The 22131-nt window shown below is 57.8% G+C and carries 23 protein-coding genes and 4 pseudogenes; 10 read left to right on the top strand and 17 right to left on the bottom strand.

Features of this window, described 5'->3' with window-relative positions:
- Positions 1-197: 197 nt before the first annotated feature.
- Positions 198-1388 (bottom strand): NADH-quinone oxidoreductase subunit D, encoded by a 1191-nt coding sequence (locus AC2444_RS34920; RefSeq protein ID WP_128450451.1) that lies wholly within the window; start codon positions 1386-1388, stop codon positions 198-200.
- A gap of 26 nt (positions 1389-1414) precedes the next feature.
- Positions 1415-2032, bottom strand: a complete 618-nt coding sequence (locus tag AC2444_RS34925; protein WP_003555392.1) for an NADH-quinone oxidoreductase subunit C — start codon at positions 2030-2032, stop codon at positions 1415-1417.
- A 259-nt stretch (positions 2033-2291) separates the two neighbouring features.
- On the opposite strand from AC2444_RS34925, the pseudogene AC2444_RS34930 reads away from it, so the two are divergent.
- Both AC2444_RS34930 and AC2444_RS34935 read left to right on the top strand, forming a co-directional pair.
- Positions 2292-2417: pseudogene (locus AC2444_RS34930) on the top strand (damage-inducible mutagenesis protein); the annotation flags it as partial.
- An 84-nt stretch (positions 2418-2501) separates the two neighbouring features.
- A pseudogene (locus tag AC2444_RS34935) lies at positions 2502-2856 on the top strand (DNA polymerase Y family protein); the annotation flags it as partial.
- Positions 2857-3710: 854 nt separating this feature from the next.
- Here the strand turns inward: AC2444_RS34935 and AC2444_RS34940 are convergent.
- The 6 genes from AC2444_RS34940 to AC2444_RS34965 all read right to left on the bottom strand — a co-directional run bounded on the left by AC2444_RS34940 (position 3711) and on the right by AC2444_RS34965 (position 10965).
- Entirely contained in the window at positions 3711-5333 is a 1623-nt protein-coding gene (locus AC2444_RS34940; RefSeq protein WP_012760455.1) for a hypothetical protein, read from the bottom strand.
- Positions 5330-6889, bottom strand: a complete 1560-nt coding sequence (locus AC2444_RS34945; protein WP_128450452.1) for a hypothetical protein — start codon at positions 6887-6889, stop codon at positions 5330-5332. The genes AC2444_RS34940 and AC2444_RS34945 overlap by 4 nt, the downstream gene beginning before the upstream one ends.
- A 103-nt stretch (positions 6890-6992) precedes the next feature.
- Positions 6993-7742: an SDR family oxidoreductase gene (locus tag AC2444_RS34950; protein ID WP_003555398.1), complete on the bottom strand. Its 750-nt coding sequence runs from the start codon at positions 7740-7742 to the stop codon at positions 6993-6995.
- On the bottom strand, positions 7739-9061 hold the full coding sequence (locus AC2444_RS34955; protein WP_003555400.1) for an FAD-binding oxidoreductase: 1323 nt from the start codon (positions 9059-9061) through the stop codon (positions 7739-7741). Before AC2444_RS34955 ends, AC2444_RS34950 begins: the two co-directional genes overlap by 4 nt.
- 7 nt (positions 9062-9068) lie before the next feature.
- On the bottom strand, positions 9069-9500 hold the full coding sequence (locus tag AC2444_RS34960) for a GtrA family protein (RefSeq protein WP_128408249.1): 432 nt from the start codon (positions 9498-9500) through the stop codon (positions 9069-9071).
- A 10-nt stretch (positions 9501-9510) separates the two neighbouring features.
- Positions 9511-10965: a UbiA family prenyltransferase gene (locus AC2444_RS34965; RefSeq protein ID WP_432431640.1), complete on the bottom strand. Its 1455-nt coding sequence runs from the start codon at positions 10963-10965 to the stop codon at positions 9511-9513.
- A gap of 374 nt (positions 10966-11339) precedes the next feature.
- Here AC2444_RS34965 and AC2444_RS34970 point away from each other — a divergent pair, with 374 nt between their 5' ends.
- Complete coding sequence (locus AC2444_RS34970; protein WP_003555403.1) at positions 11340-11543, top strand: hypothetical protein; 204 nt, start codon at positions 11340-11342, stop codon at positions 11541-11543.
- 152 nt (positions 11544-11695) lie between these two features.
- Here AC2444_RS34970 and AC2444_RS34975 read toward each other — a convergent pair whose 3' ends face one another.
- The 4 genes and pseudogenes from AC2444_RS34975 to AC2444_RS34990 all read right to left on the bottom strand — a co-directional run bounded on the left by AC2444_RS34975 (position 11696) and on the right by AC2444_RS34990 (position 14482).
- A complete protein-coding gene (locus tag AC2444_RS34975; protein ID WP_012760451.1) occupies positions 11696-12151 on the bottom strand; it encodes a hypothetical protein in 456 nt (151 codons plus the stop codon).
- A gap of 349 nt (positions 12152-12500) precedes the next feature.
- A pseudogene (locus AC2444_RS34980) lies at positions 12501-13309 on the bottom strand (mechanosensitive ion channel family protein).
- Positions 13310-13617: 308 nt separating this feature from the next.
- Positions 13618-13866 carry a hypothetical protein gene (locus AC2444_RS34985; protein ID WP_017997379.1) on the bottom strand — a complete coding sequence of 83 codons (249 nt, stop codon included), beginning with the start codon at positions 13864-13866 and terminating at the stop codon, positions 13618-13620.
- 367 nt (positions 13867-14233) lie between these two features.
- Complete coding sequence (locus AC2444_RS34990) at positions 14234-14482, bottom strand: hypothetical protein (protein WP_128408166.1); 249 nt, start codon at positions 14480-14482, stop codon at positions 14234-14236.
- 504 nt (positions 14483-14986) lie between these two features.
- On the opposite strand from AC2444_RS34990, the gene AC2444_RS34995 reads away from it, so the two are divergent.
- On the top strand, positions 14987-15301 hold the full coding sequence (locus AC2444_RS34995; RefSeq protein ID WP_487762944.1) for a DUF6894 family protein: 315 nt from the start codon (positions 14987-14989) through the stop codon (positions 15299-15301).
- A 416-nt stretch (positions 15302-15717) separates the two neighbouring features.
- Here the strand turns inward: AC2444_RS34995 and AC2444_RS35000 are convergent, their stop codons facing one another.
- The 3 genes from AC2444_RS35000 to AC2444_RS35010 are packed head-to-tail and all read right to left on the bottom strand — an operon-like array spanning position 15718 to position 16322.
- Positions 15718-15906: a hypothetical protein gene (locus AC2444_RS35000; RefSeq protein WP_128450254.1), complete on the bottom strand. Its 189-nt coding sequence runs from the start codon at positions 15904-15906 to the stop codon at positions 15718-15720.
- Positions 15907-15917: 11 nt separating this feature from the next.
- On the bottom strand, positions 15918-16097 hold the full coding sequence (locus AC2444_RS35005) for a hypothetical protein (protein ID WP_003555411.1): 180 nt from the start codon (positions 16095-16097) through the stop codon (positions 15918-15920).
- A 9-nt stretch (positions 16098-16106) separates the two neighbouring features.
- On the bottom strand, positions 16107-16322 hold the full coding sequence (locus AC2444_RS35010) for a hypothetical protein (protein ID WP_003555412.1): 216 nt from the start codon (positions 16320-16322) through the stop codon (positions 16107-16109).
- A gap of 345 nt (positions 16323-16667) precedes the next feature.
- Between AC2444_RS35010 and AC2444_RS35015 the strand changes: the two genes are divergently transcribed.
- Entirely contained in the window at positions 16668-16862 is a 195-nt protein-coding gene (locus AC2444_RS35015; RefSeq protein ID WP_003555413.1) for a hypothetical protein, read from the top strand.
- A gap of 270 nt (positions 16863-17132) precedes the next feature.
- On the opposite strand, the gene AC2444_RS35020 is transcribed toward AC2444_RS35015, so the two are convergent.
- A complete protein-coding gene (locus AC2444_RS35020; protein WP_128408023.1) occupies positions 17133-18140 on the bottom strand; it encodes an SDR family oxidoreductase in 1008 nt (335 codons plus the stop codon).
- 318 nt (positions 18141-18458) lie between these two features.
- On the opposite strand from AC2444_RS35020, the pseudogene AC2444_RS35025 reads away from it, so the two are divergent.
- From AC2444_RS35025 to AC2444_RS35045, 5 genes and pseudogenes are all read left to right on the top strand, one after another.
- Positions 18459-19274 (top strand): annotated as a pseudogene (locus tag AC2444_RS35025) (SIR2 family protein); the annotation flags it as partial.
- A gap of 256 nt (positions 19275-19530) precedes the next feature.
- Positions 19531-19887: a DUF4267 domain-containing protein gene (locus AC2444_RS35030; protein ID WP_245460703.1), complete on the top strand. Its 357-nt coding sequence runs from the start codon at positions 19531-19533 to the stop codon at positions 19885-19887.
- A 91-nt stretch (positions 19888-19978) separates the two neighbouring features.
- Positions 19979-20377 (top strand): alpha-amylase family glycosyl hydrolase, encoded by a 399-nt coding sequence (locus tag AC2444_RS35035; RefSeq protein WP_012760445.1) that lies wholly within the window; start codon positions 19979-19981, stop codon positions 20375-20377.
- Positions 20364-20627 carry a hypothetical protein gene (locus tag AC2444_RS35040; RefSeq protein ID WP_003555419.1) on the top strand — a complete coding sequence of 88 codons (264 nt, stop codon included), beginning with the start codon at positions 20364-20366 and terminating at the stop codon, positions 20625-20627. Before AC2444_RS35035 ends, AC2444_RS35040 begins: the two co-directional genes overlap by 14 nt.
- A gap of 755 nt (positions 20628-21382) precedes the next feature.
- Positions 21383-21799 (top strand): response regulator, encoded by a 417-nt coding sequence (locus AC2444_RS35045; protein ID WP_128408025.1) that lies wholly within the window; start codon positions 21383-21385, stop codon positions 21797-21799.
- Between the two features lie 131 nt (positions 21800-21930).
- Here the strand turns inward: AC2444_RS35045 and AC2444_RS35050 are convergent, their stop codons facing one another.
- Positions 21931-22062, bottom strand: a complete 132-nt coding sequence (locus AC2444_RS35050) for a hypothetical protein (RefSeq protein WP_017997374.1) — start codon at positions 22060-22062, stop codon at positions 21931-21933.
- Positions 22063-22131 lie beyond the last annotated feature (69 nt).

Consider the following 22131-nt stretch of genomic DNA (forward strand, 5'->3'; position numbering starts at 1 on the left):
CCGCTGTCGCGAGCATTTCAATGTGACCGAGCGCTTATGCAGCCGTGTTCATCAACAGGTCACGGAAATCTCGGATTGCCGCGCGCACCGCATGCTTGAAAGAAGGGTCAATCGCCTGCCGACGAGCCTTCTCAGTAGCCTGGTTCGTAGATGTACATCGCAGACGCGCCGCGGCTGACAGCGTTGCCGCTCGTTAATCAGCGATCGACTTCGCCGAAGACGATGTCGAGGGAGCCGAGAACGGCGGAGACGTCGGCAAGCTGATGGCCGCGGCACATGAAATCCATTGCCTGCAGATGGGTAAAACCGGGTGCCCTGATCTTGCAGCGATATGGCGCATTCGTGCCATCGGCGACAAGATAGACGCCGAATTCACCTTTCGGCGCCTCCACGGCCGCATAGACCTCCCCCTTCGGCACTCGGAAACCTTCGGTGTAGAGCTTGAAGTGGTGGATGAGCGCCTCCATCGACCGCTTCATCTCGCCGCGCTTAGGAGGCACGACCTTGCCGTCGTTCGAGTTCACGGGGCCGGTGGACGCGCTTCCGAGCAGCAGGTCTGCGCACTGGCTCATGATCCGCACCGATTCCCGCATTTCCTGCATACGGATGAGATAACGGTCGTAGCAATCTCCGTTCTTGCCGATCGGAATATCGAATTCGAGGTCGGAATAGCACTCGTATGGATTGGCTCGTCGAAGATCCCACGCAGCCCCCGAACCCCGGATCAGCACACCGGAAAAGCCCCAGGCCCAGGCATCTTCAAGTGAAATGAGGCCGACGTCCACGTTGCGCTGCTTGAAGATCCGGTTGTCGGTGAGAAGGCCGCCGATATCTTCAATAACCTGGGGAAATTTCCGGCACCATTCGCCAATGTCTGCAACCAACTTCGGCGGGAGATCCTGATGAACCCCGCCCGGCCTGAAATAGGCGGCATGCATGCGAGAGCCGGAGGCGCGCTCATAAAAGACCATCAACTTCTCACGCTCTTCGAAACCCCAAAGGGGCGGCGTCAACGCCCCAACGTCCATCGCTTGAGTGGTGACATTCAGCAGATGAGAGAGAATGCGGCTGATCTCGGCGTAGAGCACGCGGATTAGCTGCGCGCGATAAGGCACCTCAAGGCCGAGCATCTTTTCGATCGCTAAGCAATATGCGTGCTCCTGGCTCATCGGCGCGACATAATCAAGCCGGTCAAAATAGGGCAGCGCCTGAAGATATGTCTTCTTCTCGATGAGCTTCTCGGTGCCGCGATGTAGAAGACCAATATGGGCGTCGATGCGCTCCACGATCTCCCCGTTGAGTTCCAGTACCAGCCGCAATACGCCGTGTGCGGCGGGATGCTGCGGGCCGAAATTGAGGTGGAAGTTTCGTACATCGTGCTCTGCCACTTGGTATTCTCCCTGGATCACCGCCTTTACTGCTTGGATGGGTCGGCAGCTGATTTCTCGTCGCCTGGGAGGACGTAATCGGTTCCTTCCCACGGGGAGAGGAAATCGAAGTGCCGATATTCCTGCTTGAGTTCCACCGGCTCATAGATCACGCGTTTCGCAGCGTCGTCGTAACGAACTTCGACGAACCCGGTCAGCGGGAAATCCTTGCGCAGCGGGTGTCCTTCGAAGCCGTAATCCGTCAGAATTCGGCGCAGGTCCGGATGGCCGGTGAAGAGGATCCCGTACATGTCCCAAGCCTCGCGCTCATACCAGTCCGCGCACGGAAAGAGCTCGCAGGCCGATGGCACCGCTGATTCTTCGTCGGTCTCGAGCTTAACCCGAAGCCTCAGGTTTTGCGTCGGAGATAGCAGATGATAGACAACATCGAAACGCTCGGCCCGGCCCGGCCAGTCGACGCCACAGATGTCGAGTAGGCAGACGAAGCGGCAGTTTTCATCGTTCCTCAGGAAACCGAGCAGCTCAATGATGTGCTCCCGGCCGGTGTGTAGCGTAAGTTCTCCCAGCTTGAACTGATGGTCCGAGATTGCCTGCGGCACCTTGTTGACGAGGTATGATGCGAGTTCGGGAAGATTTCCGCTCAAAGGTGGCTCCATGCGCGCGTTGAAGGCAGTCGAACCCACAAGCGCCCGTTGGGTTCCCGCTTCGGCGAGAATTCGGTGGCGGCGGGTTCGTCTTACGTCGAGGGCGCCGCGCGCCCTCGACTGGCCGTCAGCAGAGGGTAGGGTAGCTATTGCTGGACTTATGAGACCTCGCGATGGCCGGAAATAGAGGGCCGAGATTGACCGCTGGCAGTCAAGGTTGGCTTGGCTCTGACTACTGAACAAGAGCATCATGAGGTCGGCGGACCGAACCGGCACCATGGTGCTTGCCGTGCGACGCTGGCGACGGCAGACGGAGGCTGCTGATGTCGCGCAGCCGACGGCGTCGACCACGCGGTGGCGGGTGAGTGTCATGCCTTCGGGGGAGCGGTCGATGGGATCGTCATGGACACAGAGGGTGCCGATCACCTGCAGGGCGGCGAATTCGCCATGGTGGCGAAGATCGCCATGTGTCGGCCGGCTGGTCCTGCAACTGGTCGAAGAGCTGCAGAGGCGCGGCCTTGGCGTCCGCCGAGCGCACCTGATTTCGAAGAGGTCGACGGTACGCGGCCGGCGATCCGTCCAGCACGGTGAAGCCAGTGCGCGATGTCGCGTGGCTGACGAAGCTGTTTTGTGGAGAAGATCGAGCCCGGGATCGGGATCGGAAGCTGACCCTGTTCGCGGCGATGACCGAGCCGCTGGAGGAGCGCCAGGGATCGTCATCGCTGGTCGAGGAGGATGTCACCGACGTTACGCCGCTGATCGATATTTACGGCAGCCGAAGCCAGCTTGTGTATCGGGTGATACGACGGCTTCATGAAATTCCCTCTTGTTTGATTCTGCAGCTCGCAAACTTCGGAGCGAATTGTTTCATCGGACCTGTCTAAACCACACGCGCAAGCAGCCGCCAGTGGCAGAAATCACCAAAGCTGGTGGCTGGAAGCCCAAACGTCCGCTTGCGCCCTAAACAGCTACACGCCGGAGAAACTCCGGTCTCGGGCTGGGCGCAGATGCGATGGGGCGTCTTTGATGTCGGCAAGTATGCCGCGCTTCTTTAGGAACCGGCGAAAATTGTCTGCGACAGCCTGAGCCGGAAGTTGGCCGCTTGCTGCCTTCCTGCATGCGTCCAACATCACCTCGCAGACGATGTCGCGGTTGTTTTGCGGCCATTCGTCCAGGAGATCAAGACGTCGTCGAGACCATTGATCTCCTGTATGAAACGCTTCCGCTGCGCGTAACTCGGGCGGCCGCCGCGAGGGCAATGGATAGGGCAGCCGTTGGCGGCGAATCATTACCATGCAGATGATGCCAGGCGGCATGAACGGTGTGGAGCTGACGAAGGAGATTCGCTCGCGCCGCAAGGATCTACCCTAGACCAACGGGTATCCGGAGGCGGCGAAACAGGCGGCGGAGAACGAGAGCATCAAGATCCCGCGGAAGCCCAACTGTCGGGACTCGCGGATCGCTTCGGCGAACTAGGACTGTGTGTCCTTTCACCAGTCATTTGTATGGGAGCGCAGAGACGCCGATTGCGCGCCATCTTTCGGCCTCGCTGCGGGCGCTGTGGAGGCCGGGTGCTCTGGGCCAGCCGTATCCGAATAGAATGCCGTCATGAGCATTGAAGAAGTGTCGAGCCATATCCGTTGCTCCTGAACAGGCAAGAGCAATAAGATTCTCCCAGTCATCCGGCGGCCTGACGCTGCTGAGCGGGCAAGGCCATGCGCTGTCCAGTGTTCCTGCGGTAGATGCGCCAATTCGTTGTTTCCCGCACTTTGTCGTAATGGCGGGCGATATAGTGAGCAAAAATGTCGCGCATGCCATTCGCCGTCCAGATTTCGATGGGCCACTTGGGATCGAGGATCAGGTCGACGTGTGCGAACATCTCCTCCGCGGGTGGATGGTATTCGGGACCGAGCGTCCGTCCCCAGTGATACCAGACGCTGTCGCCAATAGGCGGCGGAAGCGCCAAGCCGGCCGAGAAGGGGTTGACGAAGTCCAATACGGCGACAGTCGCCTGGCGAGCGCCCAACTGGGACAGCACGTCCGACGCCTCAGCCAGAGTGCGATTATACTGCACAAAGTAGTCGTACTGACCAATACTCCATGTCTCGACGAGCCGAATTCTCGAGAATTCCGGCAGCGGCATAGGCTCGCCCTGCCCGGCGATGGCGTAACGGGCATGAATGGCGACAGCCGAGGCATTGCTTATCGCCGCTGGCACAAGCAGAAATGCCAGCAGAAGCGATAGGACGAGGCGAGCCTTCCGGTGCAGTCGGGAAAGCTCGCCATTCAAAAGAGATTGAGTGATGACAGCAGCGCTCGGCCCCAGCGTCAGGATGCCCGCGCGTTGAAAGTTTTGTTCAATCAGCAGCACACCGGTTAAGACGCAAAAACCGATAAAAAAAAGACGGCGGTAGCTTGGTGCGAGGACAAGAAAGATGCCGGCGGCAATCGCGTAGACGGTGAGGTCAGCGAAATTGTTCAGGAAAACGTACCCCAGAGCGCCGAGGGCCGGCAGCCCGCCACTATTCTCGCCCGCAAGGCGCAGATCGGCGAGGTAATTGAGGCTGCCGCGCCAGAAAAGTTCGATGGCAATGACGCTTATCGCGATCATCCCGAACGCCAGCGCCGTCCAGCCGATTTGACGTCGGTCGGTTGCCAGGAAGACCAGAAATGCGAGCTCTACAACGCTATAGGTGATCTTCGTGTAGAGCATGAACAATACGAGGAAGCTTGCACAGGCGGCATCCACGGCCTTGCTCCCAGCGCTGGTTAGGCGGGGCAGGTACATGACCAAAAGAAGACCGAGCGAAGACCAGCCCAGCCGATTGTAGAACATCGCAAATGTGAGATCGCCGATCCGTTCTCCAGGATTGGCAGGAGCCGCGACGAGCAAAAGCAGAAAAGCTGCCAACGGCAAACCGAGCGCCTTGTGCATGCGGCTGCCGAGGATCGCCGCGGCAACGGCCGCGAACAGGAGGGTGACTATGGCCATTCCCACTGGCATCGCACCGCCCATACTTCCCGAAAGGCCATAGCCGACAGCGGGAATATAGAAGGTGAGCGCTCCAAGCGACGTATGGAAATCCACGTTCGGAACTTGTCCCGACCAGATGCGATGCGCACCATCGAGAAAAACAAACAGATCGTTGACGTATTTGGAGGTGATCGTCTGGCTGGGCAGAGCGAGAAGAGCTGAAAGCACCAGAGCAAATGGGACGATGGCGGTCCACCAGACGGTTTGGCGGCCCGCCCGTGGCGATGCGCCTTCCTGCTCCGGCATCGACCTCACTGCCTGGGTCATCGCGCCTCGCTTTCCAACGCGGTCTGTGGTCGCTGGTAAATCGTCCATTCCGGCGTTTTCTGCACCATGTCGTAATTCTTCGAAATGAAGGGGCCATACAGCTCCTGCAACGGCAGGCTATTGATGCCAGTCTTCGGCACCATCACAATCTTCACGTCGGCGAACAGTGCTTCTGGTGGGATGTAAGCCTTCTCATTGATGTTGCGGTTCCAGTGGAACCACGCAGTGTCACCTGTGGGAGGACGTATCCCGAGACCCGCTGAAAAGGGGTTGACGAAATCGAGCACGAACACCCGTTCGAGCGGAATCGGCAGGGCCTGAAGTAGGGCCCCCCCACTTTCGATACTATCGAGGTAGCGCTGTATGAAATCAGGCTCGCCACCGGGCGGGTCGATTTCCCGGACGTCCTCAAAAAGCGGAGGGCCAAGGGGCTTGCCCACATTCTCCGCCGCAAGAGCCGTGTGGAGAGCGATCGCCTCTCCATGATGGACGATGGGCGGCAACAGAAAGAAGATCAGAAGCAGCGGTAGTGCAGCGGCAAGACGAGCAGGCTTCTCCATTTGCGCGCTTGGATCGACAGATTGAAAGCGCCGTGCCTTTTCCACGACGACGGCCGCTCCGCAATAGAGGGTGATGATACCCCAGCTGTGGGCGTTCTGGTTGATGATTGCCAATCCGGCACCCACGCAGAAGCCACTGTAGAGGAGGTCTCGAAGGCTGCGGATGTGCCAGAAGGCAACCAGCGCAAACACCGTGAAAACCACCAGATCCGACAGATTCTCACGGACATTTTTCAGTATGCTGCGAACGTCGTGATCACCGCTGACCCGTGCGGCGGCCCGCAGATCCTCTATATGATGAAGCGTGCCGCGCCAGAAGAACTCGATTACGATCATTGCCAGTACGGTCAGGAGCAGACTGAGCAGGATCCAGGAACGTTGCTGCCGGTCCAACAACAAGAAGATCAAAAAGGCCACGCCGCAGAGTCCGTAGGTTGCTTTCGTGTAGAATTGGACAAGTAGAAGAAAAGCCGTCGCGAGAATGTCTGCAACGTCGTTGCGCGCGGCGTCGGATCTCGGCTTCAGGTACAAAACCAGGATGAGCCCGAGAGCGACCCAGCCGATGCGATTGTAGAACATCGCGAAAGAAAGAAGCCGGACCGGACTTCCGAGATTGATAGGGACAGCGAGAATAAGAATCAGGAATATGCCCAAGGCGATGGCTAACGGCGAGCTGAGGCGCGAAAGAAGGACACGCATCATCGCAGGCATGAACGCGACGATCAGGAGCGCCATTCCTATCGGTATCGCGGCGCCGAAATTTCCGGACAGGAAGTAGCCAAGGGCAGGGATATAGAAGACCAATGGTCCGAGCGCCGTGTGAAAATCACGGTTTGGCACCTGCCCAACAGCAATACGATGCGCTCCATCAATGAATACCAAAACGTCGTTGATGAAAGCGGTGTTAATGGTCCGTCCAGGAAGGGCAAGCATCGCGGAACAAATAACCGCGACCACCAGGAGCGCAACTTGTGCGGAAAAAAGGCGGCGCTTCATCTAGACCCCGTCCTTCCCGGGTGCAGGTCTCGATCCGCATCGAAGCGCGGAAAAAACCGACAAGAGGGACAGCGCAATCTACCTCTTGTTCCGCCGGCTTCGATCACAGCCGCAACCTTTTGAAGATCGGTTCCGGGACGCCTCGGATTATCGCCATGAGTGGATACCAAATCCGTCTGACATAGACGACGTCCCCTCCCTTGCTGCCATCGGCAACGGCGAAAATCCTTTGAGCGACCTCTGCAGGCTCGGCCGTAAGCATTGGTGGAAGCTTCATTCCATCAGTCATCCCCGTTCGGACAAAACCGGGTTTAATGGTGAGGACGCGTACCCCGGCTGTGAATAGTCTGTTCCTGAGACCGGACAAGAACGCCGTTAGGCCAGCTTTCGCGGCGCCATACACATAGTTTGATCCTCTCCCGCGGTCGCCGGCGACCGAACTTATGCCGACGATGGTGCCGGACCCACGCGCGGCAAACCGGCTTGCCAGGAGGCCGAGCATCAAAGCCGGTCCTTCGAAATTCGTCCGCATCACCATAGCGGCGTGTTCGAGTTCCCTTTCGGCGCGGGCCTGCTCGCCGAGTTCGCCGACGACACAAATGGCCGTGTCAGGCAATGGCGACACGGTGCTCAGGAACTCTTCGAAGCGGCCGGTATCAAGAATATCCAGTTCATGGGCTGCGACGGAGGCGCCGGTGCGCGTGACGATGTCATCGGCCTCGCGTTGAACAAGCTCACGCCTGCGTCCGACCAAATGAACGTCCCAGCCCGCCTCGGCATAGACCAGGGCAGTCGCACGACCAATATCCGACGTCGCGCCAATCAGGAGCAATGTCTTGCCGATGGCTTTCATATTCCAAGCCTTTTTCCCAGCTGGGAACTAAAGTGTCGGTCAGCCCCCGTTGTTCGTCGCACCTCCTTGAACGCCTGCAGTTGGGGGTAACCGGCTTCGAATGTGTGGCGGGATTGCCTCGCATCCTTGGCGAGATAGAGCCGTCCTCCCGCCGCGACAACCAGCTTGTCAATTTCGTCTAACAGCTGGAACACGTCGGGCGCGACCGGCAGGTCGAGCGCGAGGGTATACCCTGGCGCCGGAAATGACAGAAGGCCTGCGCCACCCCTCAGCCTTTTCAGAACGGCCAGGAACGAGGCTTTCCCAGAACGAGCGAAACGATCGAGCATACTGCTCAGAACCGCAAGTGCGTTTTCGTCAGGCACCACGCACTGATGCTGCAGAAAGCCGCGCTTGCCGTAGAGGCGATTCCATTCGAGCAGACCATCAAGCGGGAAGAAGTAGCTGTTCCAGTCGACCAACGAGGCTCGGCCTGCTTTGCGGGCACCCGCCTGATAGTAAAGTTCGTTGAATGCAGAAACACTCGCTTTGTTGAGCGCCCAACCAGGCAGATCGACCGGCAGTGAAAAACGGGCTGCCTTGATGTGAGGCAATAGCGCTGCCTTTGGCATTTGAGCGATGTCGTTCGCGATGGCGTGCTCTCCGACAAAGATCAGCGAGCGGCCGAGCGAAGCGCCCCGCGAAAGGCAATCGACCCAGGCGACGGAATAGGCCGCGTCATCTGTCTGCTTCAAGGCTTTCAGCGTATCGCCAAGGTTTTCCGTCACGACTTGGTTTTGGACAATCCACCCGGTAGTGATGGGCCTCAGCGTAAAAGTAGCTTCAGCGATGATGCCCGTCAGGCCCATACCACCGACCGTTGCGAAAAAAAGCTCGGAATTCTGGGTTCTGCTGCAGGTAAGGATCTCGCCACCGGCAACAACCAGCTTGATTTCGCTAAGGTGCTCTCCAAAGCCACCGTCGCGATGATGGTTCTTCCCGTGCACATCGGATGCGATCATTCCTCCAACCGTGACGAACTTCGTTCCTGGCACCACTGGGGGGAAATAGCCCCGGGGGATGAACGACCTGAGAATCTCTGACAGCATGACGCCACCTTCGACGGTCAGGGAGGCAGTCACCTGATCGAAGCTTTTCATCCGGTTCAATCCGCCGCAGGTCAAAGTGAGATGCTCACCGACAGCGGCATCTCCATACGAGCGGCCGTTGCCGCGAGCAATCAGACCCGCGCGCGATGACACCAGTCCAGGCAGCGTCTCCGGCAGCCTGCAATCAATCACTTCACTTTTATGGCGTGGATAACGTCCCCATCCCTCCATCGGTCTGTCACGCCCCCTCCAACTTGAAAACGAATTTTCGATCCAGCGCGAATTTTGAGATGTAACCGATCGCCAGACCGATCGCGCCGCCGGCATACTTCGCAACATCCGTTCTCCACACTATCCAGAAGACGATTTCGAATCCCCAGAATATGATTGTCGTCACGACGCTGAACAGGCCGTAAAGGACGATCTTGAGCAATTCGTCGCCGTGCGATTCGTATCGGTCAAAGAAGATCCACCTTTTGTCGAGGAAGTACTTAAGCCCGAATCCAGCCGCAGTGCCCGCGAGCATTGACGGCGCGAGGCTTTGCGACGGGTAGATCTTCACGACAGCCGCCTGAATCGCAAAATTTGCCAAAGTCGAGACGATCGCGAACACGACATAGCGAACTGCGATCCGGGGCGGGATTCCTTCACCCCCATAATGGGAACGCATCTCGCTCACCTCACAGTGCGGCGACAACAAAGGCGCTGGCAACGCCCAGAGTCGCAAGACTCACCTTGTCTTTGATCGCAAATACGACCGGATCGTCATGCATCAGTCCCCTATGGGCCAGCAACAGGATGCGGGCAATCCAACAAGCCAGGATTGGTCCAGCCAGCCATAAAATCCCTGGCCGAGTGTAGAGATCCTGCACGCTGTCGCTTGCAGCGTAGAGCGCATACAATGTGAGCGCGTTCATACCGGCCCCGGCCGCCAACGCGCCGACCATGCCGATGTCACCATTCTTGTAGTCGCGGCTCTTGGAGTCGGGTAAGTTCGCGGCTCGGCGCGAAATGAGCTCCGTGTAACGCTTGACGAGTGCAAGCGATAGGAACCAGCTCATCATGAAGGCGAGCAGCCAAGGAGAAGGCCAAACAGAGATCGCCGCCGACCCTCCTACCACGCGTGCGGTGTAAAGAGCGGCAAGGGTCACGACATCCAGGATCATCTTCCGCTTCAGAACGAACGAATAGGCGGTGGTCAACGCAAAGTATCCGGCGAGCACCAAAATGAAGGCGGGTGTAATCGTCAGGGCGACCATAAACGACAGCAGAAGGAGAACGGGGATTGCCATGAGCGCGTGTGAGAGCGGGATCTCGCCACAAGCGAGCGGCCTGCGGCATTTGCTGCGATGTCCGCGGTCGTCCTGAAGGTCGACCAGGTCGTTCAGCACATAGACGCTCGACGCGCAAAGCGAGAAGGCGATCAAAGCCAGAGCGGCATTGGCGAGACTATGGACGTCGAAGAGCTGATTTGTCAGCAACGGGATAAAGACGAGCCCGTTCTTGACGTATTGATGCGCCCGCAGCAACCGCGCCCAAGTCCGCCAGGTCGGTCTGTCGTGCGCAAGATGTTCGACATTGTCGCATTGGCGCGACAATTGCCGAGCAACCCTGGCGGACGACCGAATTGCGTACGCTTTTCCGGCATGACGCCATACAGGCAGATCTGCCGCGTCGTTGCCGACATAGTCGAAGCCGCCATCGCTAAAGGCCGCGACGAGCTTTTCCGCCTTCAACTCGGCGGCGCAGTTTGTCATCTCGTCGGTTGCAAACCAGCCGTTGAAGACACCTAAATGGTCGGAAATGCGCGAGACAAGGCGCTCGTGAGTCGCGGATGCGAGATAGACCTGACGTCCCTCATGCCGCGCCGTATGGATCAAGTTCAGAACTTCGGGATCAAAGGGCAGGATAGCCGGATCGAAATCCGCCGGTGTGGAAAGACGGTGCTTGAGGCATGCCTTTCCCCTGCACGTTGCGAGGACAAGGTCAACGATGGAAAAGGGGCGGCGCCTGAGTTCAGAAAAGGCGGTCTCGATCAGAAGGTCGGATCGAACCAAGGTGCCATCGAGGTCGATGACCAGCGGCCGCGACGAATCCGAACTTTGCGGTGTCGAAGAGCCACCCACCGATGACATCGTTCGACGAGGCAAAATCCACTCGTTCTCCTGGCCCGTCGGCAGAGAATCTCTTCGAAGTTCAAACTCCTGGCGCAATTCGCTCAAAGGATTTCCCTTTTTTACCTTGGCTCGGTGGAAATCGCCGAACAACGGCCACGCCGCTTAGTTCCATGGCGTCCCAAAAGAGGCGTCGTGACGGCTTGCACGACGTTCCCGCACCTCCACTTTCCAGCAGGCAGCGGATATTCCTGGATGATCAATAATCAAGCGCGCACCTGCTCGTTGCCATGTCACGAGCAGGTTGCGCTGAGCGACGTACTCTACCGGACGGAGTTTCGACGGCGGGAACAAAACGGTCATGTACCGGTTTTGTGCCCCATACAAAGGACCGGATGATCGAAGCGATGAACTTGGCACTTGTTTTTGGGACATTGACACTGACCTGCTGGATGATTGGCGGGGCTATTGCAGTCTTCGGAAATGCGGAGCAATGCCATCCCCACCGTCAGCAGATCAGCGAGTTCGTCACGCTCGGCTTGAACATCCTTGGACTCCTCTGCGCAATCATGATGGGAGCCGTTCTGGTCGCGCAGTAGTGACGATACGGTTGAGCGGCTTTTAATTGCCAGAGGCTCCGCTTGGCGTAAGATCTTTGCCTACCGTTTTGTCAAGCTTGGGGCTCATGTCAGTGGGATGGCCTGCGCCGTCTTTGAAACTGCGCGGCTTCGGCAATCCTACACCTAGCTTGTCAGGTGTAAATCCAGCTCGCGATCGCAACCGCCAGCGCAACAAGAGCCAGTGTGGCGATGAAGATGCGCAGAGGGTTAGAGCGCGTCGTCTGGGGTGTGGTCTCTGCACTCCCCGGTTCACGCATGGCGACATCGTAGTCGCGCTGGCGATCGGCCGCTCCCCTGCTCTGGGTATGAAGCGCCGTTTCGATTTCTTCGTGGCTCATCGGCTGACCGGCGGCCTCAGCATCTGTTTCGAGGGGTGCGGCTGCGGGGTCAAATCCCGACCTGATGTCTCCACTGTCTCCTGATTGGATTCGACCGCGCACCTCGGCAGCGGTCTTGCCATCTTTCTTGGTCATCGCGGTCCTCCGAGTTGGCTTGATGTTGATGCCGCCCGTCACCCCCCACTCAATCTCCGGATCGAGATCGAGCCCCGCGGTGACGATGAGGCCGACAATGATGCCAGCGGCCACATAGGATGACAGCTGCCATTTGGGTGAACCTTCTCGATTGTCGGCCCTACTCCTACTCCTGGTAACCCTTCAAAAGAAGGCATATGCCTGCAGATGCCGCTAACAATAAAGGTCGGCAAAGGTTCCAAGGGCGGCTCCTCGATCCGGTAGGCTGCAACAGTCGAGTGCGCCTCCGAGCGCTTGAGAACGACTTATCAACGCTCTCGGACGCGCTGACGACGGAACGCCGATGCTCCACGGGCACGGGCGCTTCGCAACTGGCACGGTTGACGCAAGGCGTCGAGGTTCGGAAGTTAAGGGCGCGCCAGGACGCGACGAAGCGATGACAAGTACTCGTCACAATGATCTCCTACTTGATAGGAATCCCTTTTTCAGCGAACCCGTCTTTCAAGCTGTCGATGAGGTCGTACCGGGTATCCGTCCACTCGCTGGTCGAAGTCCAGTACTCGATCTTGAGCGTCGTCTTGTCGGCCGTCAGGTCATCGGAAAGAACGCGAGGCGAGGGATTTTGTTTGACGCGATGATCGGCTGAGACGATATCGAGGATGATTTTTTTGACAGACCCTACATCGACATCATTGCCGATGGCGATGGAAAGCTCCTGTAGCCGGTCCGGTTCGCGGCTGTGATTGAGGATCGGCGTGTTCCAGAGGTTCGAATTCGGAGCCATCAAGTATAGTCCGTTCGCCGTTCTCAGTTCAGTCGCAAACAAGCCAACTTCAACCATTTTGCCCTTGACGCTGGACGTCTCGATGTATTCCCCAGTCCGAAACGGCCGAAGCACCAAAAGCATGATGCCGGCGGCGATATTCTGCAATGTTCCTTGCAAAGCAAGTCCGATTGCCAGGCCGGCTGCACCCAGGGCTGCGACAATCGATGCGGTCTGACGCCAAACTGTCCAAGGACCATGACGAAGACCAGGACCAACAGACCATAGTGCAACACATTTTCGAAGAAGCGAGCAAGCATCTCGTCAATGCCGTGGATCCGGGACAAGCCCTTGTAGGCCCACCTGCTGACGAAGCTCGACAAAATCCACCCCCCCACGAGGAGAACAACGGCCCCGGCGAGCGAAAGGCCGTAATGAACTGCTAAGGTGCCGATTTGAGCAAGAGCAGTCGGGGTTTTGAGAATGGCATCAGTCGTTTGGTTTTCCATGCTGTTTCGACACTCGGATGAATTACAGTTGGGTTCCGCAGCGACGATCGTCACAAGCGAAGCGAGCGAGATGTCTGAAGGAATGACGGCAGGTGCGTCCTCGGCAAGAACCGTCGTCTTGTTGGTCAGCTCGGCCTCGAGAATCTGATAGAAATCGTGCTCTTCGGCGTTATCACGCTCTTCGATCTTTGCTCCCCATATTCCTCACCCGTTTCGAGAACTTCTGAACTGGGGTTCACTGCTTTCGGAAGATGTCCTTTCAGGCATCGAGGAGCGCGAAAAGCAGCGGCAGTACTGCGGCGCCTGAATCAGTCCCACAGAAAATCTGGGCCCGTGACCTGATAAGTGAGTTTGAGAGTGCCATCTGGCTGAACCTGATATCGCTCAAAGACCCGGTAGCCGAATTGATCGAGGAAGGTGTTCTTCACGATCGTTCCTGGCTTATACCGGGAGTAGACCACCTTGCCGTAGGTCAGACTGCCTGGCATTGGCCGCTGCGGGTCTGTCAGTGAACAACCGCTGACCGCGATGAGCAGTCCGAGCACCAGGTACCTCATTGTTCCTTGTACGATTGCAATCGCTCGCTCCCACAGCCTGTGCCACAGAGAATGTCTCGCTTAACCACTTTGTGCTGGGGATGTTCCCGACATATTGTGGAAGGAGGTGTATGAAGGAACGGAAACTGGCGCTGATTGCAAAACCTAGGCTGAAACAGCTTTGGCTGAAAAGGGATTTCACCTCGGCGGCGCGGTGGGCAAGACCAAACGCACCGGCTGCTAGTCAATATCTACCGTTCGGGTGGAGAGATCGGTAAGACGCGGTTCAAGGAAGGGTTCGCCAAGAAGTGGAACCGAAACGGAGGAACGACGGGCTCATGACCTATTGACGAAAGCCGGCGTTCCGCATCGATGGCCGATATCACTGTCAATGATGAGACGCGGACGATGGCGCGTTTACCTGCAGCGAGTGAAGGCTATCAAACTTCATGATCAGCAGCGTGACCAGTTCCTCGCGCGTCCTATGTCCTTCATTATAGAGGTCGACCGCCGCGCTGCAAAGCAGCTGCATTGATTGTTCCGTCGGCGCAGCGTGATTGTGCCGGTACCAAGTCTGGACGGCATCGGAAAGCACGTTTACGTCGTCCATCTGAAGTGAGAGATTGAAGTCCGCCATCTCATGCTCCTTGAGCGTCGCAACAACTCGCCCGGACCGCGATAGGAAAACTGGTACTGCATTAACCTCCCAAGGACAACCATCAGTACGGTTGCGAACGGTTGCCGGGAGCCTCCGCCAAGTCAGCGGCGATCCGCTTCTCCAACGATTTGTACGGAACCGCGCAGGAACCGGTATCGCACGCGCCCGGTTAGAAAGGCGGATCGCGGGAGGGGAAGCCATGTTTCCTTGCACAACGCCCTTTGCACTCTCCGCGATCCACCCTCCCAGGGGATGGCCGCGCGGAGGCAAGGTTGTTTGGTGTTTCCTCTCATCCAATGCCTTCGGGCTCTGCGCGGCCTCCTGATTTAAATCTGCCGACGAAGGAACAAGAGTGGCCGCCGAGAGTAAGGCCGATGGGCCACGCATCCGTTTCCTTTTACGCGGCCTACTCCTCCAAACTTCCCCAACTCGCCCCGCCTTTTACGCGGGGCTTTTTTCTGAGTCTCATGCGGCTAGGTTTGAATGTGGTCGATCGACAGCCCGGGTGGAACAACTTTGCTATCGAGAGGTTCGGTGGGATTCTCGTTGGTGGAGCAAACCATGCCGAAGTATTTTTTCCACATCCGCCGGAACGATGTCTTCGAGGAAGATTTAGAAGGCATCGACTTGGCTTCGCCTGAACAGGCACGGGAGGAAGCGGTCGCGGCCGCTCGTGAAATCGTGGCGGAGGGGATCCGGAGGGGCGATCCGGCAGACGTAGCGACTTTCGAGATCATGACCGAAGAAGGCTCGCTGGTCGCAACCGTTCCTTTCCGGTCGGCTGTCGGCCTGGAATAGCGCCTCGCGGAAGCCGGGCTTAGCTCTCCACCGTTCAAAGATGGATGGATTGACGGCGTTGTTTGGAACTGTGGCATCTCCAGTGCGTGAGCGTTCGACATTTCTATCCTTCATCTTTGCAGCCAATAAGTTCACATTTTGGCTTCCGGCCCCTGCTCACGAAGTTTTTTATTCGCAAGGCTACCACTGAACGCACTTCCCGCAATCACTCTCCGTCAACGTGACTGTCAGCAGGCGACGCGAACTTGCTGAGGGCTTTTGCAATGGCAAGCACCAGTCCTGCGGCCGCTTCTGTCCGTCCTTCCTCAGTTGTTGCGTTGACGAGCACGAAGCCGTGCCGGCGAACAATGCCTAGTGCTTGGTCCACAGCCCAGGAAGGAAGAGTGTGGGCGGGACGGGACATGCCGCCAGCCCCTTCATTTGCGCGCATCATCATGAGTATGGTGGCTGTCGCGTTCGCCACCTCCTCCCGATACGCCGCTTCGCGCTTTGTTATCCGATACCGCCGGGGGCTTTTTTACCTCCAGCGGCGCTCTACTGCTTTCGTGCGACTCACCAGGGCCGCCCTGACGAACTGTGGATGGATGCTTCGATGATGTCGACATGGCTCCTCGCTTTATCGATCCTGCTGGTAACCCTGATGGGTCGTGTTGACCTTGCTGTTGCCTTGCTGTCCGACCTTGTCTGGGTTCTTGGCGGCAGCTACCAGCCTGCCGTCATTATCCGCGTGGGAAGTTTCGCCGGAACCCTTGTCGGAACGGTTGGCCTCCGGCGTCGGCGGCACTTTGCTGCTCATGATATCCTCCTAATCTGGCTCTCTGTTGGCGGCATGGTCTTGATACTGCTCTGTCTGCACGGTTTTGCCATCGAGACCGCGCTCGCGTGAGTGCTGCGCCTTGTCTCTGTTGGACAGGACCATGTTGGGCGGCAGAGTGTCCGGGTCGAGATCAGTCATTGCGCCTGACCCGTCACCTTTGCCTTTGGCGCCGGCGCCGATGTGCTTTCGATCCGCATTGGGCATGAAGCTCCTCCTTCTTGGCTTGCTTCGTGGGCTCTCAACAACGAAAGGCTCCTGAAGTTCCCGACGGAGTGATTATTGGAAATCAGAGCTTACTTCGAAGGGCTCAACCGATTTTGCCGCACGAAGCTTCGAGACGGATGTGCTGGAATAGTGGTCCTCATGTCGAGGAGCCGGTGATTGCCGAAAGCACCCCTTGGTGGTTTAAGCCTCGGCTCATTGAGCCGACCCAAACCTGGATCCACGACGTGCCGCCAGCGGACGACAAACTAAAAAATCATTGGCATAGTCCGCTGCAGATGGAACTTGACCAATGCTGCTCGGTTCGCGGGTCACAGGAGGCAACACATGTCAAACAAAGCGGATAACGGAAGCAAGCCATTGGCAGCACCGATGGTGGCCAAGATAGAGCCGGAGGATCAGCGGTCGCTCAACCTGGAGGACGTCGACATGAGCCGGGCGTGCGTCCAAGGAGACGTGCTGGTTTCCAAAGGCCAGTCGAGCACCTTCGTCTCGAAGCTCAGAAAGCCGAAGGATGGCTGACGCAGCTTACATTCCTGAAGCCGGCTTCTTCCACTCGATGCAGGTCAGCGCAGCTTGAATTGGACCGTGAATACTGTCGACCGTTGGACTTTCGGCTGCTTTGGCGGGTGACTGGATGGTCGTGGCATATCCCCTTTCGGGATTCGGTGTTCGACATCACCCCGGGATGGGGCGCCATCAGCCAAAGTGGTGAGATCGATCTCATGAAGGGATTGGAGGGACTGCAGGCCGTCAAAAGTGTGGTGCTGTCCCTCCTTCGCACAAAGCCCGTCAAGGTTCCGGATCGCGCCACCGCACCCGATGGCGGTGACGGTGCCCATTCAGGCCATAGATGAGAACGGCTCCGGTCAAGGCGATGGCGACAGCTGTGATCGTTTTTGCAGACGGCACACGCTTTCTCACGCGCCAGCCGCCGCTGGTCCCGGTTCCAGCAGCATTTGGTGACATCACGCTGCCGTCGGTGTTAGGCACTGGTTTGGCTTTCTTCCGGATCGCTGCAGCAGTGGCGCCGGCGAGACGCTCGACGGGACCGCGTGCAACCGTATAGGCCACCTGACCGGCACGGGCCGGCCACCCAACGGCGACCTCGTCGCGCGGTATAAGAGCAACGCCGACGATGGCCTCGGCCACATCCTCAGGATCGTACAGGAAAGGGGGCGGCTCCAAAGCATGGCCAGTGTAGTTCGCACCGTGCTCGATAATCGGCGTGTCGATGACGGCAGGAAATACTCCGCAGACGTGAATGTGGGGCATGCCTACCAGCTCCTGTCTCAGGCTGGCGGCAAAACCTCTCAGCCCGAATTTGCTGGCCGTGTAGGACGCGGCAAAGGGGTTCGGCACCCATGCTGCCATGGAGACGATATTGATCAGGGTTCCTCGGTTCTGTCGCATGAAGATCGGCAACACGGCGTAAGCACCGGACATCGCGCCAAGCAGATTTACCTCGATCGTCTTGCGATGCAGTTCGAGTGGCGCGTCGTGGTATGAGCCTGCGACGCCAGTGCCAGCATTGTTGATCCACACGTCAATCCCGCCGAACGCGACTTCGGCGGCATCGGCCAGCGCTGCCACTGCATCAGCATCCGTGACATCCATCGGTACTACGATTGCTTGAACACCCAGCGACTGACATTCGCGAGCCACTTGCTGCAAGACATCTGCGCGGCGCGCTGCAAGGCAGACACGAGCGCCACGTCTGGCGAAGGCGAGCGCTGTCGCACGCCCAATCCCGCTCGATGCGCCGGTGATGACGACCGATGATCCGCGAAGATCCTGCACGCTGTTGGCTCCCACTTATTTTACAGTATTCGACTGTTTCCAAGAACCTTGTCGCCGGGCTGTGGTTCCGATCTTCGACTACGCGCTGCCGAAGGTCTTCCATTGGCCGATCATCCGGAAGAAAAATGTGTAGTGCCACTCCGCGAATTCGTCGGGATGGCGACTACCTTGTCCCTCACTGTGCTCGTTCCCGTTCGATGGCGAGACGTCGCCGGAGCCAATCAAAGCCACAACGTCGCGAGCTAAAGACCGCGGCTGCGTGCGTTATCGTACTGGAACGGCTGTTACCTGGCTTGGTTCGGCTGCCGAGGAGGATGCATGCAGTACCAAGAGGCAATTCGATCACTGACAGATGCGGTGGCGAGACGGCAGGCGATCCTATTCGTTGGAGCCGGGGTTTCCATGAGCGTTGGTCTTCCATCATGGGAAAGCCTGATTGCTCATATCCAGTCAGACCTTGGAATTGACTGTTCGACCAACGATTGTCATCGAAGCTCGTACCAGGAGATTGCGGAGTTCTATCGTCTCAAGCATGGCTCGATTTGTCCGCTCGTCGAGTGGATGAGCCAAGAGTGGCGAGTCGATCCTGATTGTCTGCGGAAATCGCATCTGCACCGCCTGATAGTGGATGCCGATTTCCCGTTAATTTACACCACCAACTACGATGCTAATCTTGAAGCGGCCTATGAGGCGTTCGGCAAACCATACGTTAAGATAACGGGGGCCGCGGATCTGGCCGCAGCTTTGCCGGGCCTCACGCAGATCATCAAGTTCCACGGGGACTTTTCCAATCCCGAGGGTCTCGTCATCACTGAATCCGATTATTTCGACCGGCTGTCATTCGACGCTCCGATGGACATAAAGTTCAGGGGTGACGCATTTGCCTCGACGCTTCTTTTTGTCGGCTACAGCATGACGGATCTGAACATCCGCTTCCTGCTCCACCGGTTATGGAAGACGTGGCGCGATACCGGCCAGGAGCGGGCCCGACCCCCACTCTACATCGTGATGCACGACGCCGACGATGTGCAGAAGCATGTTCTTGACCGATGGGGCGTTACAGTGATCGAAGGAAGGGGTGGAAACGCTGAAGAGTCTCTTTTGCTGTTTCTACAGGAGTTGAAAAACTCTCTTGCGGCTCAGAGGGCGTCCTGTGGATCAGCGGACGCTTTGACTTTCAGCCGAGCCTCGCGACAAACGAAATCCGACAAACTGGTCTCCGATGAACCTCGTTCCTGTTCGACGACAGCCTCTTCGTTGCAAGGAACATCTGTCGCGGCTTTCGATGAGGCTTCGAAAACATGATTGGCGAGCTGGAAATCGATCTCGACGCGATAGCCTTCCCCATCGCATCGGTTCTTCATGAGGTCAGCACTTGAGGGCGAGCCGGATGTGGAAGACCGCGGTGCGTCTGGTCGGGTGCGGCCTGATGGGTCTGGGAATCGTCATCATCATGACGCCCGAATTGGCCGCGCCTCTATTTGCGACGAGCAATTCATCCGGTGCCAGTGCTACATACATCCGCGCAATCGCAATTCGCGATATTGTCATCGGCCTCTGCTTGGTGGTTGGTCCTTATTTTTCGATTGCCGGCACAACCATGTCGATCGCTGCAATCAGCGTCATTCCCTGCGGCGATCTTGTTCTTGTGTGGCTCGCGGGTGGCGGGCTGCTTTCGCTTCTCCCTCATGTCGGGAGCGTGGTGTCGCTACTGGCGCTTGCCGCGTGGGGAAGCCGCGTTGCCTGACCCCCAGACGCTTGATCATAGTACGATGTCGTACAGGAACAGCAACGACAAAAGTGACGTTCGGCAGCACGATATTTGAGGTTCCCCAAGCATGATCGAATGGTGGCAACGTGCCGCGATCTACCAGACTTTCCCTCGATCATTCCAGGACAGCGACGGCGATGGAGAGGGGGACATTCAAGGTATCATCCGGCGCTTGGATTACCTCCCCTGGCTCGGCATAGACGCGATATGGCCAGGGCCGACCTACAGGTCGCCGCTCCTCGATAGCGGTTATGATGTCAGCGACTTCCGCTCCGTCGATCCTGTCTTCGGCAGCATGCAGGATTTCGATGCGCTGATCAGTGAAGCTCACGCCCATGGCCTAAAAAGTCATTCTCGTTCAGCTAAAGTGAAGAAGATTGAAGACAGGCAGGAACCTCCAGGCGCGATCAAAGTTCGCGTTGACATAAATGAGAACCCACTTGGAGAAAGCAATGAGCAGCTCTGACACGACAAACGATCACGGCACCATTCAAAAATGGGCAGAAGCGCGCGACGGTCGGCCCTCCGTTGTTCGTACTGGCGGAAAGGGTGGCGTCCTTCGGATCGATTTCGGCGAAAAGGAAGCGGATTTCGAGGAGGTCAGTTGGGAGGAGTTCTTCAAGATATTCGAGGAGAACAAGCTGAGCTTCCTTTACCAGGACAAGACAAAGGACGGGAAGACGAGCCGCTTCAACAAGTTTGTCGAACGTGAGTGACGTTTGTTTGCCCTTCATGAAGTCGCCGTCACCGGCGATAATGCGAGTGCCTGCAGATGCCCTGCGAGGATACCAGATAATGCTTGTTCGATCTTCGCCGGGCTGTCTTGGAGCAGCCGAACGACAAAGACGCCCCTTACCGCTTTTGGGCTACCTTTACGATTAGATCCATGGCGGCGTTCTCCGCCCCGCCCACCGCGCAATCGTCGAGCTGATGCCAGCGCAAGAGGGACGCGTTCTCGAGGTGGGAGTCGGGCCCCGGCTGTTGCTGCTTCAATACCCGGCGCACCTGCAGGTGACCGGTCTCACATGCTCGCCAAAGCACGCCAAAGAATACAGGATCACCGGCTTGAACATGTCGTCCTGCAGGTGGGTGACGCGCAAAAGCTTGATTTCTCACCCGCGAGCTTCGGCGTTTTGGTGCTGCCGTTCGTGTGCGGGGAGCGATAGCGCGAGCAATCGCTCCGGCGTTCGAGCGGATCTGCTGGAGTGCGACATTTTGGTCTCGGCGTCTTTTGCGATGGATCGAGGGCCGAGGCGATTTCGAAGTCAGCGAATGGCGGCCTGTTTCCCCGCTTGGACTGTTCAAGGTGATCAAGTTGACACGGGTGGCGCGAGGTAGGCGAAGCCTGATGCATTCTCTGCTTTCACCCAGCTTCACAGCGCGAGGGATCGCACGGTGCGAATTCCGACAATGCCGGACGAGGTCGCCAGGACGGTGTATAACTGTGGCGCTTGCACAGAAGGAGCTGAAAATGACGCTTTTGCCGACGGTGTTGCTGTTAGAGGACGAAGCTTTGATCGCGCTCGACATCCAACAGACTTTGCTGGGCGCCGGTGCGAAAGACATCGTACATCTCACGTCGTGCAGCGCCGCAACTGACTGGCTAGGGATTTACATGCCTGATCTTGTGATCCTCGATATATTCTTGCTCGACGGCGAAAGCACGGACATTGCGAGCCACCTCGTCGAGCGCGGCATTCCCTTTGTGGTCCATACGGCTCGTCGGAAGGTGACGCAGGAGAGCCATCAGGTGTTGCTCAATGGACAATGGGTTTGCAAACCGGCACGACCTGACGAACTAATCCGGGCAATCGGTCGGTGCCTCGAACAACGGCGCGACAAAGGCGGGCTTGGCTGCCGCGATCTGAATACACGTCACGCGGCTTGATTGTGGCTAGTCGCGACAGTTGAGTCGTAGTTAGACCAAGGCGGCTGTGCCGGCATAGCCTGCGTTGCTGGCGACGGCCTCGAGGCGCTGCGGAACGACTTACAGCAGGTTTTTCAGGTGTTTTTTTGTGGTCAGCTTGTAGATGTCCAGCCGATTTCGCCGTGGCGGCATCTGATCGAGAGCACGATCAGCCGTGTTCCGTCCTGGTAGCCCCGGCCCCAACGCGCACCGATCGACTTCCGGGAGTAATCGAACGTCTTCATCCCGATTTCGCCTGCGGCGTTTTCGTAAGCCAGGGGGATGATCTCGATCTCGGGACCATCCTACCGGCG

It is taken from the genome of Rhizobium sp. WSM1328 (assembly GCF_057653715.1).

Excerpts from the sequence above, each read along its gene's own strand:
- AC2444_RS34940 (WP_012760455.1), bottom strand. The coding sequence starts at position 5,333 with ATGACCCAGGCAGTGAGGTCGATGCCGGAGCAGGAAGGCGCATCGCCA.
- AC2444_RS34990 (WP_128408166.1), bottom strand. The coding sequence starts at position 14,482 with ATGGCGGACTTCAATCTCTCACTTCAGATGGACGACGTAAACGTGCTT.
- AC2444_RS34965 (WP_432431640.1), bottom strand. The coding sequence starts at position 10,965 with ATGTCATCGGTGGGTGGCTCTTCGACACCGCAAAGTTCGGATTCGTCG.
- AC2444_RS35015 (WP_003555413.1), top strand. The coding sequence starts at position 16,668 with ATGTCAAACAAAGCGGATAACGGAAGCAAGCCATTGGCAGCACCGATG.
- AC2444_RS34985 (WP_017997379.1), bottom strand. The coding sequence starts at position 13,866 with ATGAGGTACCTGGTGCTCGGACTGCTCATCGCGGTCAGCGGTTGTTCA.
- AC2444_RS35050 (WP_017997374.1), bottom strand. The coding sequence starts at position 22,062 with ATGAAGACGTTCGATTACTCCCGGAAGTCGATCGGTGCGCGTTGGGGC.
- AC2444_RS35005 (WP_003555411.1), bottom strand. The coding sequence starts at position 16,097 with ATGAGCAGCAAAGTGCCGCCGACGCCGGAGGCCAACCGTTCCGACAAG.
- AC2444_RS35035 (WP_012760445.1), top strand. The coding sequence starts at position 19,979 with ATGATCGAATGGTGGCAACGTGCCGCGATCTACCAGACTTTCCCTCGA.
- AC2444_RS35010 (WP_003555412.1), bottom strand. The coding sequence starts at position 16,322 with ATGCCCAATGCGGATCGAAAGCACATCGGCGCCGGCGCCAAAGGCAAA.
- AC2444_RS35040 (WP_003555419.1), top strand. The coding sequence starts at position 20,364 with ATGAGCAGCTCTGACACGACAAACGATCACGGCACCATTCAAAAATGG.
- AC2444_RS34955 (WP_003555400.1), bottom strand. The coding sequence starts at position 9,061 with ATGGAGGGATGGGGACGTTATCCACGCCATAAAAGTGAAGTGATTGAT.
- AC2444_RS34945 (WP_128450452.1), bottom strand. The coding sequence starts at position 6,889 with ATGAAGCGCCGCCTTTTTTCCGCACAAGTTGCGCTCCTGGTGGTCGCG.
- AC2444_RS34950 (WP_003555398.1), bottom strand. The coding sequence starts at position 7,742 with ATGAAAGCCATCGGCAAGACATTGCTCCTGATTGGCGCGACGTCGGAT.
- AC2444_RS35000 (WP_128450254.1), bottom strand. The coding sequence starts at position 15,906 with ATGTCGACATCATCGAAGCATCCATCCACAGTTCGTCAGGGCGGCCCT.
- AC2444_RS34970 (WP_003555403.1), top strand. The coding sequence starts at position 11,340 with ATGATCGAAGCGATGAACTTGGCACTTGTTTTTGGGACATTGACACTG.
- AC2444_RS35045 (WP_128408025.1), top strand. The coding sequence starts at position 21,383 with ATGACGCTTTTGCCGACGGTGTTGCTGTTAGAGGACGAAGCTTTGATC.
- AC2444_RS34960 (WP_128408249.1), bottom strand. The coding sequence starts at position 9,500 with ATGCGTTCCCATTATGGGGGTGAAGGAATCCCGCCCCGGATCGCAGTT.
- AC2444_RS34995 (WP_487762944.1), top strand. The coding sequence starts at position 14,987 with ATGTGGTCGATCGACAGCCCGGGTGGAACAACTTTGCTATCGAGAGGT.
- AC2444_RS35030 (WP_245460703.1), top strand. The coding sequence starts at position 19,531 with ATGTGGAAGACCGCGGTGCGTCTGGTCGGGTGCGGCCTGATGGGTCTG.